Source organism: Nostoc sp., assembly GCF_036916975.1.
Taxonomy (GTDB): Bacteria; Cyanobacteriota; Cyanobacteriia; order Cyanobacteriales; family Nostocaceae; genus Nostoc.
The window spans coordinates 89,388-103,997 of the sequence record NZ_JBALFF010000080.1; the positions used below are offsets into that span (position 1 = coordinate 89,388).

General features: G+C 40.1%; 14 protein-coding genes and 1 pseudogene. 7 read left to right on the forward strand and 8 right to left on the reverse strand.

The window, feature by feature from the left end:
• Positions 1 to 30: 30 nt before the first annotated feature.
• Positions 31 to 1,716 carry an iron uptake porin gene (locus V7K73_RS19950; RefSeq protein WP_334882320.1) on the forward strand — a complete coding sequence of 562 codons (1,686 nt, stop codon included), beginning with the start codon at positions 31 to 33 and terminating at the stop codon, positions 1,714 to 1,716.
• A gap of 322 nt (positions 1,717 to 2,038) precedes the next feature.
• Here V7K73_RS19950 and V7K73_RS19955 read toward each other — a convergent pair whose 3' ends face one another.
• From V7K73_RS19955 to V7K73_RS19970, 4 genes and pseudogenes are all read right to left on the reverse strand, one after another.
• Positions 2,039 to 3,088 (reverse strand): hypothetical protein, encoded by a 1,050-nt coding sequence (locus tag V7K73_RS19955; protein WP_334882322.1) that lies wholly within the window; start codon positions 3,086 to 3,088, stop codon positions 2,039 to 2,041.
• A 427-nt stretch (positions 3,089 to 3,515) separates the two neighbouring features.
• Positions 3,516 to 4,724, reverse strand: coding sequence for an SfnB family sulfur acquisition oxidoreductase (locus tag V7K73_RS19960; protein WP_334882323.1), 1,209 nt, complete (start codon positions 4,722 to 4,724; stop codon positions 3,516 to 3,518).
• 197 nt (positions 4,725 to 4,921) lie between these two features.
• A pseudogene (gene sfnG, locus V7K73_RS19965) lies at positions 4,922 to 5,881 on the reverse strand (dimethylsulfone monooxygenase SfnG); the annotation flags it as partial.
• Positions 5,882 to 5,893: 12 nt separating this feature from the next.
• Positions 5,894 to 6,019, reverse strand: a complete 126-nt coding sequence (locus V7K73_RS19970) for a hypothetical protein (RefSeq protein ID WP_334882325.1) — start codon at positions 6,017 to 6,019, stop codon at positions 5,894 to 5,896.
• 578 nt (positions 6,020 to 6,597) lie between these two features.
• Here V7K73_RS19970 and V7K73_RS19975 point away from each other — a divergent pair.
• The gene (locus tag V7K73_RS19975; protein ID WP_334882327.1) at positions 6,598 to 8,814 is read left to right on the forward strand and encodes a LysR family transcriptional regulator; all 2,217 of its coding nucleotides are present in this window, start codon (positions 6,598 to 6,600) and stop codon (positions 8,812 to 8,814) included.
• 148 nt (positions 8,815 to 8,962) lie between these two features.
• Here the strand turns inward: V7K73_RS19975 and V7K73_RS19980 are convergent, their stop codons facing one another.
• The 4 genes from V7K73_RS19980 to V7K73_RS19990 form a co-directional block, all read right to left on the reverse strand.
• Positions 8,963 to 9,310, reverse strand: coding sequence for a hypothetical protein (locus V7K73_RS19980; RefSeq protein ID WP_334882329.1), 348 nt, complete (start codon positions 9,308 to 9,310; stop codon positions 8,963 to 8,965).
• A gap of 257 nt (positions 9,311 to 9,567) precedes the next feature.
• Complete coding sequence (locus tag V7K73_RS19985; protein WP_334882331.1) at positions 9,568 to 11,052, reverse strand: CIA30 family protein; 1,485 nt, start codon at positions 11,050 to 11,052, stop codon at positions 9,568 to 9,570.
• 55 nt (positions 11,053 to 11,107) lie between these two features.
• A complete protein-coding gene (locus V7K73_RS29920; RefSeq protein WP_442936782.1) occupies positions 11,108 to 11,323 on the reverse strand; it encodes a WD40 repeat domain-containing protein in 216 nt (71 codons plus the stop codon).
• The gene (locus tag V7K73_RS19990) at positions 11,224 to 11,550 is read right to left on the reverse strand and encodes a HEAT repeat domain-containing protein (RefSeq protein ID WP_334882333.1); all 327 of its coding nucleotides are present in this window, start codon (positions 11,548 to 11,550) and stop codon (positions 11,224 to 11,226) included. Before V7K73_RS19990 ends, V7K73_RS29920 begins: the two co-directional genes overlap by 100 nt.
• A gap of 235 nt (positions 11,551 to 11,785) precedes the next feature.
• Between V7K73_RS19990 and V7K73_RS19995 the strand changes: the two genes are divergently transcribed.
• The 5 genes from V7K73_RS19995 to V7K73_RS20015 all read left to right on the forward strand — a co-directional run bounded on the left by V7K73_RS19995 (position 11,786) and on the right by V7K73_RS20015 (position 14,562).
• Positions 11,786 to 12,034, forward strand: a complete 249-nt coding sequence (locus V7K73_RS19995) for a DUF2997 domain-containing protein (RefSeq protein WP_334882335.1) — start codon at positions 11,786 to 11,788, stop codon at positions 12,032 to 12,034.
• Between the two features lie 44 nt (positions 12,035 to 12,078).
• The gene (locus V7K73_RS20000; RefSeq protein ID WP_334882337.1) at positions 12,079 to 12,672 is read left to right on the forward strand and encodes a hypothetical protein; all 594 of its coding nucleotides are present in this window, start codon (positions 12,079 to 12,081) and stop codon (positions 12,670 to 12,672) included.
• 68 nt (positions 12,673 to 12,740) lie between these two features.
• Positions 12,741 to 13,382, forward strand: coding sequence for an Hsp70 family protein (locus V7K73_RS20005; protein WP_334882339.1), 642 nt, complete (start codon positions 12,741 to 12,743; stop codon positions 13,380 to 13,382).
• A complete protein-coding gene (locus V7K73_RS20010) occupies positions 13,379 to 14,074 on the forward strand; it encodes an Hsp70 family protein (protein WP_334882341.1) in 696 nt (231 codons plus the stop codon). Before V7K73_RS20005 ends, V7K73_RS20010 begins: the two co-directional genes overlap by 4 nt.
• A 101-nt stretch (positions 14,075 to 14,175) precedes the next feature.
• A complete protein-coding gene (locus V7K73_RS20015; protein WP_334882343.1) occupies positions 14,176 to 14,562 on the forward strand; it encodes a hypothetical protein in 387 nt (128 codons plus the stop codon).
• Positions 14,563 to 14,610 lie beyond the last annotated feature (48 nt).

Sequence of the window (14,610 nt, forward strand, 5' to 3'; positions counted from 1 at the left end):
TTCAAATCAAAAATGTGAGGAGTGATAGAAATGTTCAATCGTTCATTTCATAATTTATTCATGGAATCAATGATTTTGGGGGTTACTTTGCTAGCCAGCACATCAGCCCATGCAGAAAACAAGAATTTAGTAACTGTAACTGCGACTCAAACAAATATACCAAGTGCGTTGGCGCAGCCCGCCGCAGGTATCGCCAATTTCGGGAAGAATTCTTCAAAAACAACCATCGCACAAACGCCTAAAATTCCTGCAATCAATAGTGATGCAAGCGGACAACAGACAAATAGTATGTCTCAGGTAACTTCTGTATCTCAGTTTTCAGATGTACAGCCAACTGATTGGGCATTTGGCGCACTCCAGTCTTTAGTTGAGCGTTATGGATGTATTGCGGGCTATCCAAATAGTACTTATCGCGGAAACCGCGCAATTACTCGCTATGAATTTGCAGCAGGTTTAAATGCTTGTTTATCTCGGATAAACGAGCTAATTGCAACAGCTACATCTGACTTAGTTACCAAACAAGACTTAACTACCGTACAAAGATTGCAAGAAGAATTTACTGTTGAACTAACAACTTTACGAGGTCGCGTTGATAATTTAGAAACTAGGACTGCGGAACTAGAAGCAAATCAGTTTTCAACAACTACCAAACTTTCTGCGGAAGCCATCTTTGTAATTACGAATGCCTTCCAAGGCACAGTTAATGGTGATAACACAGTTTTTCAAGATAGAGTCCGCCTCGTTTTCAAAACTAGTTTTACAGGTAAAGACACTCTAAATACTCGTTTAAGTACTGGAAACGCTACTACTTTGCAGCTTCCTGGCGGTTCAGCCGAAGGTTTGCAAACCTTCAATCTTGCTCCTAGTAACAACAACCTATCCGTAGATTGGCTCTCTTACTATTTCCCAGTTGGTAGCAAAATCGATGCTTATATAGGAGCCGTGAACGGAGTATTTTTTGATTTTATTCCGACTCTGAGTCCTTATCTAGATAGTGCCACAGGAGGCGATCGCGCTTTAACAGAATTTGCTTCCTCTAGTCCTATCTACCGTATTGGTGGTGGTGCCGGTGGGGGATTCAATTATCGATTAAGTGACCAATTGGTATTGAGTTTGGCTTACTTAGCAGGAGATCATGCCAGTCCTCAGCCAGATAGTGGTTTTTTTAATGGTCAATATAGCGCATTTGGACAAATAGCATGGAACCCCAACAATAACTCTGGCATAGGTTTGACTTATGTAAATGCCTACCAAAATCGCGGAGGAATATTTGATTTTGGTAGTGGTTTTACACTTGTCGGAACAGAACAAGCTAATACTCCATTTGAGCGGACGATTACCAACTCCTACGGAGTAGAAGCTTTCTATAAATTTAGTTCTCGATTTGCATTAAATGGCTTCTTTGGCTACACAAACGCCAAAAATTTGGCAGGTAGTGGTAGTGCGGATATTTGGTACTATGCTCTGGGATTGGCATTCCCAGATTTAGGGAAACAAGGCAACCTTGGCGGTATTCTTGTGGGTGCAGAACCTTATCGGGGTGGTAATCCTGCACCTGCAAACGATTTATCTTTACATATTGAAGGCTTTTACAAGTATCGGCTTACAGATAACATTGCCATCACCCCTGGCGTAATTTGGATCACCGCTCCTGCTCAAAACAATGACAATCAGGATGCGGTAATTGGCACTGTCAGAACAACCTTCACGTTTTAAATCATCTCAGCAACGTTATAAATTTTGGCGTTGCTGATTGAAAACTAAATTTTTTTTCACCCACAGATGCTCCAGACGCAGAGAGTAAGAGTTGAGAATGTTTTCATTTAAGTAAGTGGGCGCAAATAATTATCACTGGTTCGTAGTTGCGCTTTAGCGCTAAAGCGCAACTACGAACCAAATACACAGATTTTACTTTTCATTACATAGTTTGGTTTTATCTTGCCTACCTACTTATTTAGTTCACACTCTTACATCCTTTACAACTATTAACTAGTGCATAATTCGTAATTAAATTACGAATTACGAATTACGAATTACTCTAGCGTCTTTCACGATTTAAGCTTAGGGGTTGTTCTTCAACTAGTGGCAGCACATCCTGCCAAAGACTAATTCCGTCGTATAATCCTGGAGCCATTAAGAATACTTGCACCCAGAGAATATTGAACCACCAGTAAAGCCCTTGGATAATATTTTCCTGACCTATCAGAGATACTGTCACCAGGTACAATAAGACCGAAATTATTAAACTAGCAACAGATGCAACTATGCCTTTTATAGGCTGTGACAACTGTGTGAAAGGCCACATATTGAATTGCCAAACAAATCCTAAACCAACAGTTGTCCAAATAGCTGCAAAGGTTGGGCCTGTCGTTGTTGTAAATAAATCCAATCCTAGCTGTTTGAGGAATAATTCTGTAATCAGAGTGAGTAACAAAATAATACCTGTATGCAGTAACCCCAAACGTGGCATTCCTAGTTCCAATTTGTTCAAAGGCCAACGTTCAAAAAAACTGCCAAATACTGTCGAACAAGGAAACCAATACCAAGGAATGTAAAAAGGTTGAAGCCCCCACATTTGTGGCAAAAAGGTAAGTGCAGGGGCAATAAAGAAGACGGCAAAAAAGATATTGAGAAAGCCGCTAATCGGATGCCAGTTGCGTACTCCCTCAGTGGTGACAATTGTGTTGTCAAAGAAGAACAAACTGGCGGCGGCTGCAATGATTGCTGTTTGTCCCCACAAGCCAACAGATGTATCAGTGAGAATTGCTTTTGCAGAAATAAACTTCCAAGCTTCTCCAGTAATATAAACTAGCGTTAATAGCACTACTAAATTCACTGTTCCTCGGACAAATCGGGTAGAAGAAAAACGAGAACCTGGATAGCCATTGAGGGAAAAACCTAAATGCCACCACCAGGCGAAGCATATAGTGATGTAAGTCAACTTTGTTCCCACATTCAGTTGAATAATTTGACCAAAAATGAGTTCAAAAATATAGCTAATGACAGCAATTACAGCAATAAAAAACAGCCCTTTAAATGGCTGACTTTTCCAAACGCTCCGCCTCTGGGTTGGGTTTGCAACGCTCATAGTATCAACTTTAATAATGTTGGATTTATCAAGAGCAAAGCATTTAGCTAAATATTACTAGGACTTACGCTTTCAAGGCAGTGAAAGCCCTGATTGCCCCTACATTTCGTACCTAATGCGTAAGTCCTAATTACCTCTGAATGCTTCACCCTAAGAGAAAATACGGCAATTAAGGAACATGGATTAAATAAGATGCAAAACTTTATCCTGTCTCTAGCTTCCCTCTCCAATATATCGGAGAGGGATTGAGGGTGAGGTAAACCAGGGATATAAATTGTATGTTATTTAATTCTCATTCCTAAGTAGGTAGGCAAGATAAAATCAAACTATGTAACGAAAAGTAAAATCTCTGTATTTGGCTCGTAGTTGCGCTGTCTTGCGCTTTAGCGCAACTACGAGCTAGTGATGATTATTTGCGCCCACTTACTTACAGCCAAGGATGGCGGGGAGGGTAGACACCATTGAGGAAGTAGTTGCCAACAGCGTAGTATTTCCAACGGACGGGATCGTGGAGTGTGTGAGCGCGGGCATTTCGCCAGTGGCGATTGTAATTGAATTGCTCCAATGTAGACTTAGTACCTGCTAGTTCAAACAACTTGTTGGTAGCTAGTAATGCTGCTTCGGTGGCTAAGGCTTTGGCTTCCGCAACTGCGATCGATGCTTCAACTACCTTGGGTTCTTCTAAACCTGACTCGTTGGCGATGTCGATAAACTCACCCGCACGTCGCAGCAATGCTTCAGCAGCGTGAACTTGAATTTGGATATTGCCTAAGTTGTACAGTGTTAGCGGGTCTTCGTATCCTTTTTCTAAATTGCTGTCAACCCAAGGGCGGGTATGGTTGCGGACAAAGTAAATGGTGTCACGAACTGCGGCTTTAGCTATTCCCACGTCTACGGCGGCTTGGATGATTTGCGCGATCGCACCCATTGGTGTTGCCCTCTCAAAGGCTAGGTAGTGCGGGATTACGTGTTCTGCCTTAACTTTCACATTTTCAATAATGGTAGTGCCGCTAGCAGTGGTACGCTGTCCGAAGCTCGTCCAATCATCAAGTAGGGTCAATCCTGGGGCATCTCTTTCGACAAATGCCACCACTGTTTTACCATCTGGATTGCTGGCAATCACGGGAACCCAATGTGCTAATAATGCCCCAGCAGAGTAGTATTTACGTCCGTTGAGTACGTAGTCAGAACCATCTGGTTCTAACTTTGTCTGCACATCAGTAACAGACTTAGTGCCAATTTCGGAGAAGGCGTTACCGAACCGTTTACCTTCTAGAGCCAAATCAAAGAAGAACTTCTTCTGCTCATTTGTACCATCCAAGCGAACTGCTTCCACCATATAGAGGTGGTTTTGGGGAATTTGACCAAGGCTAGAGTCGGCTTCGGAGATGATTTTAACTACTTCTGCGAGGGTGGCATTCGATACAAAAGCACCGCCATACTCTTTCGGGACTGTAATCCCCCACAATCCACTTTGAGAAAACTTTTCTACTTCTTCAGCAGGTAAACGTCGATTTTGATCGCGTTCTGAGTCTCCCTTGGAAAACTCAGCTGCTAGTTCGTGAGCGATAGCGATCGCTTCTTGATCATCCTGAATAATATGCGCCTTTTGTTCAGTATTAATTACTGATGTCATAAAACTCCTTCTTGATTGTGATTAAATCAGGACTTACGCAAAAACTCTCTCAAACTCTTATTCCTCTGTGTTCTCTGCGTCCTCTGCGGTTCGTTTTTTGGTCATTTTGCGTAAGTCCTATAAATAACTGACAACGGAAAAACGAACCATTCCAAGCACAGAGCAGGACACTTGTGGTATTAACTCTCGATAATCAGCTACACCGCAACCAATTCATCGGCTGTCCGACGATTAGCTTTCAGTTCACGCACAATCGGAATTACTGTCCTACCAAATGCTGGCAAATCATCCGAGTAGTGTAAGAAGCCGCTAAGAATTAAATCAACTCCCGCTTCATGGAACTGGCGAATCTTTTCAGCTACTTGTTCAGCCGTACCAATCAAGCCTGACCGGAATCCATCGTTATACTGCACTAAGTCTTCAAAATTGGAATTCGCCCACATTCCCTGACGTTCACGAGTAGAAGATCCCGCCTGTTTCACCGCTTCACCAAATCCTTTCACCGCCTCTACATCAGCTTGGGCAATAATATCGCGCAATACTTCATGGGCTTCTGCTTCGGTATCTCGCACGATGATAAAGCAATTCAGACCAAACTTAATTTTGCGTCCTTCAAGACTCGCTAATTCAGAGACTTCTGCAATCTGCTCTTTCACACCTTCTATGGTATTACCATTCATGAAATACCAATCAGACACCCGGCCAGCCATCCGCCGCGCTGCTTTGGAGTTACCACCTTGGAATATCTCCGGGTGTGGATTGTGATTAATTGGTTTAGGCTTCACCCAACCGCCGTTAATCCGGTAAAAGTCGCCCTTAAAGTGAAACTCATCCTCAGTCCACAAACCTTTGAGAACGCGGATAAATTCTTCTGACCGACGATAGCGTTCATCATGGTCTAACCAATGTTCACCATATATAGTGAATTCATCTTTGAACCAGCCGCTAACTACATTCAGAGCAAACCGACCGTTAGAGATAAAATCAATACTGGCACCGATTTTCGCAACGACTCCCGGATGCCACAATCCAGGGTGAACTGCTGCAATTAGCTTTATTTTTTTGGTGACTGGAGCTAGGGCGGACACGGTTGTTAATGCTTCTAGCTGGTACTCAGCCCCATAGCTGGCGATAAATCTGGCTTGTGCTAGAGCATATTCAAACCCAACTTATTCAGCTGTTTGAGCCAGTTGAGCATTATATTCGTAAGTCCAATCTGTTCGTTGGGGAATTTTACTAACAACTAACCCACCGCTAACGTTGGGAATCCAGTATGCGAACTTAATATCTACCATAATTGTGTGTTTGTAATTGAAACTGCTTGGTTATTTGTCTTAGTTTGCAAGTGAAGCAACAAAGCCGAATTTGTCATCAGTAACAAATCAGCTAAAACTTCATAAGTAAGTCGGTCAAATTAAATATAAAACATTACCCTCTATCCGCCTTCCCTCTCCTTAATAAGGAGAGGGATTGAGGGTGAGGTTTTTCTTATATTTAATTACGTCTACCTACTTAGAGCAAAATTTTTGTCAAAATCGAAAGCTTGACAGCGGCTGTAGACTACTCTGAGTTTAGAAGTAGACAATCTCAGGATCTGATTGTGGTAATATACCATAACCCGATCGCACTGCCGTAGTTTTTTTAATGAATCAGAATTTATCACAACAATTTTTCCGATGTCGTGATTCGATATACTTAAATTCCATTTCACTATTCCATTTTGGAATACAGCCCAATTTTTGGTGTTTAATTATTATTTTATACTTGGTGGTTATCACCTTGATGCAGTCAGAGTAAGCAGAAATACGGGACTCGACAAAGTATCGCAACTATACAGCAGAACAGCTTAATTGCGTTGTAATTAACTAGTTCCGTGGGTTTAAGTCCCCCGGTTCTAAAATCGGTAAGTAATGCGATTGGGGTTAAATCCCCCGAAGTTTTGTGGACGGAAACCGTCCCCACAAACTTCTCTTCATTACAAAACTTAATTACGAATTACGAATTACGAATTACGAATTATTTTAAAAATCTTGCCTTACTTAGCATGAACAAGATTAAACTCGAAGATATTACCCTAAATCACATCAAAATTTTAAAAGCAGTAGATGACTGTGGTAGCTTCTCTAAAGCAGCAGAAAAACTAGGGTATAGCCAATCATTAATTAGTAAAAAAGTCAAGCAAATAGAGGATTATTTTGGAGTAATTTTGCTAAATCGTTCTTCTGGCTCTATATGCTTGACTGATAAAGGCAAGAAATTGATTTCTCAGACAATTAATTTAGTAGAAACTGTAGAAAATCTGCAAGAAGAATTTCAAGCAACATTTAGCCCTGAAGGCGAAGATTTAATATTGGGGGCTACTAATTTAATCTTAGAAGTCTGGCTCAAACAATATTCACAGCGATTTCAGCTTTGTTTTACAGGGAGAAATATCAAAGAGATAACGGTTAAAAATAGCATATTTTTCTCAAATTCTCAAGTTATAGAGATGGATCTCTTACTCAACAGTTGCTCTGGATATAAGGAAGAACACCATTGTACTAGATTAACAACTCATAAAATGCTGCTTGTCTCTTTTGGGGCAACTAAATATCTTAATGAGCATAGCTTAGTTAAAATAAATGATATTGATATAGCTGATATTGTACTTTTAGATGAGGTTTATCAGGAACTATCTAAAAATAGTTTTTTGATGAATAAATTAAGTGGTGTGAAAGTACTATATAATTATCAAGATGTCCTAAAATATGCTTCAAAAAATCAAAAACTAACGATTCTACCGGATTTTTGTAAAGCTAACATCATCTCTCAATACAAAGTATTAATTCTGACTATTCAAGATATTAATGAATATGGTATTTATCTTCATGTTCCTCGCTTTAGTGAGTTGTTAATATCCGCAGAGAGTTTGGTGAGAAGTTTTAGACTCGATCAAAATAATTTAGAAAGTTTACCTAATGTAAATCTAATTTTAGGTAGCTATTCTTCTAATGAAAAAAATATTCTTAGGATAGGGATTCAGAGTGATTCTGTAGGGCAGTTTGTTGCCGGATATGGGACTAAGCATATTTCTGATTTACAGAGAGCATCTTCATCACTTGAACAGCCTATTTTCAAAAATATTGAAATTAACCGAGATTTTGATTTACAAATTATACCGTTTACTTCTGGGGAAGAAATGAACCAAAAAATGAAACGGGGAGAATTAGATATTTGTATTTTAGATGATATTTCTTTATTGAATAATGGTAGCCAGTTCTTCGATGATGTAAGTTTTGGTTCTAAATTGATTGGGATTGCTTCGTACAATCTTTTAGGTCAAGATATAAATATTGTTGTGCATAAAGATTCTTCTATAAATACTGTTCAGGATTTGAAAGGTAAACGAATTTCTACCTTATTTGGTTCAAATGCTCATAGATTCATCATTACTCTTTTTGACCTCTATGATATGGATGTCAGTAAGGATTGCAGATTAGTGAATCAAAATCCTCGTCAAGCAAGTAAGAGTTTGGCAAATAAAACTATCGATGCTTATGTGTGTTGTCACACTTTTGCCTCAATTTTAGAAGGATATGCTTTTGTCAGAAAGCTGCTCCTTTCTCAGACGGTTAGTTTAAGAATTCCATCAATCAGAGGAATTGTCTGTCGTTCGCAGTTCATTAAAGAAAATCCAAAAATTGTCATTGCTTATTTACATAATTTAGTAGTTGCTAACTATTGGTTTAATTCATCTCCACTTCAGGCAGGAGATATATTAGCTAAAGTGATTGATATGAGAACAACTCAAGTAAATCAGTTTTTTAATCCTGTATTTGGGAACCGCATCGACCCAACCCTCAAACCTCAATGGTCTTGGTTACTTAAAACTTTAAATCGCAGGTTAGAAGGAAAATATGGCATTTCACTATTTGATGTAGATTTTTGGATAGATGATTATTTTTTAAGACTTGTCTACAATTTACTGAATCTAGATTATCACTTTCATCAGGTTTCTTTTGCAAGTGAATTTTCCAGCAGCTATTTTGTAGAGGAACAGTTTAGCCGACATATAAAAGTTATTTATAATAAATACGATCTACCCATATAAGATGAAGATAAGTAAGTGGGTCAAATTAAATATAAAACCTCGCCCTGCCTCCGGCTTCCCTCTCCTTACTAAGGAGAGGGATTGAGGGTGAGGTTTTTCTTATGTTTAATTACGTCTACCTACTTAGCAGTCATACAGCAATAACAATTCAAAGTTCTTCTAATTTAGAAACTCGCGCCTCTAATTTATTGACTTGTTGCTTCAATTCAATCACCAAAGTTGCAAGCCGATCAAACATCGGATCTTGTTGTGATAAGTTCCTTCTGGAACCAGTTGACTGGCGTGGGGTAAGTGTTGTTCTTGAGGATGAAGACTGGCGACTTGAACCGAGTTGAGATTCTATCTGGTTCAATCGTGACTCGACACGATTTAAGTCCGCTTCTAGATTGTAGATGCGGGATTCAACTTGCTGAGATGAAGCAGTGTTTCCAAATAATCCACCCCAGAGAATTGTTGCTAAAATTCCGGCAAATATTAGCACTTGGATTTTTTTCATAACAGTCTATTTAGACAGGATATGTTGGGATGGCTAGAGAGTATATAGCGGTTTCTTAATATGAGTGAGGTACAGCTTAACCTCACCCCGATAAAGCTGTGCTTTATCTCCCCTCTCCTTATTAAGGAGAGGGGTTGGGGGTGAGGTTTATCTCCCCTCTCCTTATTAAGGAGAGGGGTTGGGGGTGAGGTTTTGATTTTGATATGTATATGTTCTTCATAGACCTGGGAAGCGCTATAAGTCTGTAGTCACTTCACTTATTTATCCTTTATTAAATTAGAAAATAACTTCTGCCAATCGATAGAGTTAACAGTATTATCTCCCTGTTTTACTTCAAACGTGACATTAGAAGCTTTTCCTAATTTTAAAGCTTGCACGCAAAGTTCTGCCACATCCTCACGGCTGATTTTGCCCTTAATATTATCGCCTTGCTCGAATATTAATTCCTTACCTCCTGGTTCTTCAGTTAAAGCACAAGGTCTAACAATCGTATAAGGAATTCCGCTTTCTCTTAAACTATCTTCTCCCTTCAACTTCCAAGTTAAAATTCCTCCCAATTGGTCATTTAATTTTACTGCTGGCGGTTCTTCATCTAAATTAATGCCGGGGCGACCGGGACGAGTCACGCCTGCTGAACTGACGAGGATAAATTGTGGTAAACTTGTCCCGCCATAAGCTTTAATTGATTCCAACTGCAAAGCAAAACCACCGGCAGAAAATTTGGGATTCAAACCGCCATCATATTCAAATTTGCTCAACATCAGTTGGAATGAACAAACTCTATTCTGCTCAATTGGCGGCGCATCTTTAACAACTTTTGCCCGAAAGACGGGAATCAAATCTGCAAAGGGAATGTGAATATCTATCCAGGTATTAGCTACGGTATCGAAAGAATAGCTGTACCCAATACCATCCCATTTTGTATCTGTCCGTAGGAATATTTTATAACGTTGACCGTCACCTTTGACGCGCAATTTTACACCTTCGCAATTAGATAAGTTGAAGGGTGGATCAAAATTCTTGGTTCTGATAGAAGCGAATCCGCCAGAGTTAGCTGTGGAGACATTACCAGCAAACAAAGCTGCATTTTCTACTAATTGAATATTACTGGCACTCACGCCACCCATGACGACATCATCCAACGCCCCCCAGTAATCTTTTAATTCTGCTGATGGCTTGGTGAAATCAAATATCGGTTTTTCGTTTGCTTGGGGTAGATATTTTGCCGCAGCTTGGACTAAGTTTTTAACACCTTGATATTCTACATTTTCTGGGGTGTCGCCAACAATTTCTGGTTGGTAAAATTTCACACCTTGATAATATTTGGCTCTATCTGCTGTGTCTCCTTCAACTGGTTGCACGCGCACTGCTGTACAACAAATTACAGCTTGGATATCAGCCATAACTAAAGAAGTTAAAGTTTCTGGTTGGGTGATATCCGCAACTACTAAGTCTATATCATTACCAAGAATTGACCGCGCTTTGTCGATATCTCGAACTAGGGCGCGAACTTTATAACCTTGTTGGAGCGATCGCTGCACTACTCGTTTACCTACACCACCTGTTGCACCTGCTACTAATATTACACCCACGTTTCTTCCTCCATTGGGTCTATTTTGATTATCCTTAGGACGACCTTGGATTAACTGCTGTACCCAGTTAAGGAAAGGAATTACCTCAAAGTAAGTCAGGGTTTCGATAAACCTGCCTAAGTCCCATTGAGAACGATTTTTATCAGTCATATTTGCGTCCTCATAACTTTCTTAAGTTTAGCCCAATGACCTAGTTATGTTGTCTTTAAGCCAGTCCCCAGACTTTAATAGAACCGTCCCAACTACCACTGACAAGAGTTTTTTTATCGCCAGTGAGGGCAACCGAGGGAACTGTTTGTGAATGCCCCCTCAAAATATAGATTAGCTTTGCTCTCGGCAAATCCCATAAGGATTGTACTCGTGTAACGCCTGTTTTATACGAGGTTCTTGTCTTTGCCCTAACAGCGAGTAAGCAGCCCACCTAACTTGTGTGACTTCATTTTGCAAAGCTTGAATGACTAAATCTAAGCCTGCATTCCCGTATTGGAGGGCTTCTTTTAACGCTGCAATCCGATTTTGTGGGGCAGTACTAGCTAACCGTTGTTTGACTCCTGGCAGTCCTCCTAAAACTGCTGCATCGCTTGGGGTAGGTATTTGGCTACCTAAAACAACATCAAAAGGTCTTGGCTGGTTGGGATTTTGTGACATGATACTTTCAACTTGCACTACTGTCTATCATTCCCCTAGATTGAGAAAATGCGATCGCTCGGCATGTAAGTAGCCGTCTAAGCTTGGCTCGGTTTGTTTCCTGATTGTGCATAAATTCTGTTAAATCTTATTGACTCAAACTAGTACATTTGTTTTAACATGTTAGCAAAACCTCTCACGTATTTATTTGTACTAATGCCAGTGTTAATTGCCGTTGGCTAGAATTTGGTACAACATGATTAAAACCCTAAAAAATCAAAAGACTCTATTTATGGCTGAGTATCAAAAAATTGAGTATCGCATTGGGAAAGATGGGAAAATTACTGAAACAGTCATCGATGCTTCTGGTTCGAGTTGCACAAGTACAACATCGGGAATTGAAAAGGCTTTAGGAGAAGTTGAAAATCAAGAATTATTGCCTGAGTATTACGAAGGCGGTGAGGGTGAGACAGTGGAACAAAACCAGTCTCTCAAACAAATTTAAGAGGGATGCAGATAGGAATATTTTCTCTTTTAAGCCTTTTGACAATGGGAATAGGGATTTGCACTCTGTTGTTGATTATTCCAGCAATTAGAGGTGCGATCGCTCCCAAAGCAGACTTGAAAACTAACAAGTTAGAATTGGCGCTATCGCAAATTGAATTGCTAGAAAATGAACTACAAGCAACCCGTCAAAATTATTTAGAGTTAGAGCAAAAGTTACACCAGCTTGTTTTAGAAAAAGCAGCATTGCATCAGGAAGGCTTGCGACTGCATGAGGAATTGCAGCAGCAACGTCTTGAACTGACAGACGAAATACGTTTTTCGACATTTGAGCAATTGCAGACATTGTTAACAAACTATCCCAGCATCCATCAGATGGTGCGCGTTAAACCAGAATTGCCTGCGAAAAATCTGCTTTCGATGTTTACGTCTTTAGATAACCTCCTCTATAAATGGGGTTACGAACAGATAGGTAAACCTTGGGAACAAGTACCTTACAATCCTCAAATTCATCAACCAGACGCTGCCGATATTGCTTTATATGAGTTAGTTTACATCCGATTCGTTGGTTATCAGCATCAAGGACGAATTCTTGTCCCTGCGAAAGTTAGTCGCACCTTACCGGGAGGGGGGGGATAAGGGGGATGAGGGAGCAGGGGAAGCAGGGGAAGAAGAACTATTGATTATTACCCAATGACAAATGACAAATGACTACAGTAATAATTGATTTTGGTACGAGCAATACTGTTGTTTGTATTACTGATTTGATTACGCAAAAACCACGGACATTGAGATTTGATTCGATGTCGCGCCGCTTTGAAGTAGGGACAGAACAGGTAAGCGTTGTACCCAGTTTAGTATTTGTGGAAGGGCGCGATCGCATCTGGTTTGGTGAATCTGTACGCGCCAAACGCTTGGGGTTTGCCCAGCCGGAACGCTGTTTTAGAGCTTTCAAACGCGATTTGGCAGCAGATTTTGTCCCACCTCCCCGACAGTTGGATGGTAATAGTTACAGCGCTGAGGTGGTTTCGGAACTGTTTCTTAGAGAAATTTGGCAACAGGTTGAACAGCAATTACAACCTAGTAGCGTTATTTTCACTGTTCCCGTTGGTGCATTTGAGCGATATCTTGACTGGTTCCGCAACTTGGGCGACAAGTTAAATATTCCCGCAGTGCAAATTGTCGATGAATCTACCGCTGCATCTCTTGGTTATGCTGTCAAGCATCCTGGTGCTGTGGTTTTGGTGGTTGATTTTGGCGGCGGTACTCTAGATTTAATAGGACTTACGCAAAATGACCAAAAAACGAACCGCAGAGGACGCAGAGAACACAGAGGAATAAGAGTTTGAGAGAGTTTTTGCGTAAGTCCTGTTTAAGTTTAGTACGGACTGTCAGCGCTGAATCTGAACAGCAAATAGTGCGTGCCGAAGTTATCGCCAAATCCGATGCTTTTATTGGCGGCGTAGATATTGATACATGGATTGTCGAAGATTACTTGCAAAAAATCGGTTCCTCCCGTGCTGAAGTTGGAGAAATCGGCTTTATGAATTTGCTGGAAGTAGCAGAAAGGGTAAAAATTCAAATTTCGACAACAGATGAGGCGAAAGAAAGTTGGTTTGATGATGAAAATTTTATGTCCCATGAATTGCAATTGCATCGGGACGAATTAGGCGATATTTTAGAAAATCAACAATTATTAGAACAGCTAAGAGAGGCGATAGATGAAGTATTAGCGATCGCACTTACTAAAGGGATCAGCAAATCTACAATTGAACAGGTTTTCTTAGTGGGTGGTACTTGTCAAATTCCTGCCGTGCAACAACTGCTAATTTCCTATTTTGACCGACAAAAGGTAAAGTTAGATAAACCCTTTGAAGCAGTGGCACATGGCGCATTAGCTTTAAGTGAAATGGCAGCAGTTGATGATTACCTACGCCACAGTTATGCTATTCGTCTTTGGGAACCCCACAGCAAAAGTTATTCTTATTTAACTTTGATTGAAAAAGGGGCAAAGTATCCTGGGGTGCGATCGCTAAACTAAAATAATCTTCTCTTTGCGCTCTTTGCGTCTTTGCGGTTCGTTTAAAAAAGAACTGTCATAAAAAATGGGAATACTACTAATAATAGATTGGTGAAAATACAATGGCAGAGAATCAGAGTCAACCTAAAGAATATGATGCTGTACTTGGTGGACAAGCGCATCCACCTATTGATGGTTTAGTTTTGGGTGGAATAGAAGGTGTTAACAGAAGGTTGACAAGTGCAACCATTGAGCAAAAAGTTATTGCACTCCAAGACGCACTTAAATATGGAGAAGCAGGCTTAGACTTAGTGATTCAAGCTTTGCAGGATCAATCAGAGCAGGTAAAGAAAGCAGCATTTGAGCTATTGCTAGAAAGGGCAGAACCAAGAGTAAAACAAATATTACAAAATTACAATTTGTATGTATTTTTTGAGTGTTTTTTTACCTTTAAGCAGCATTCTATAGTATTTATAAAATTAAGTGATTATGGCGATCGCACTCAATAATACTATCATATAACTAAGATATAAAATATCACAAAAGCTGCCATTTCA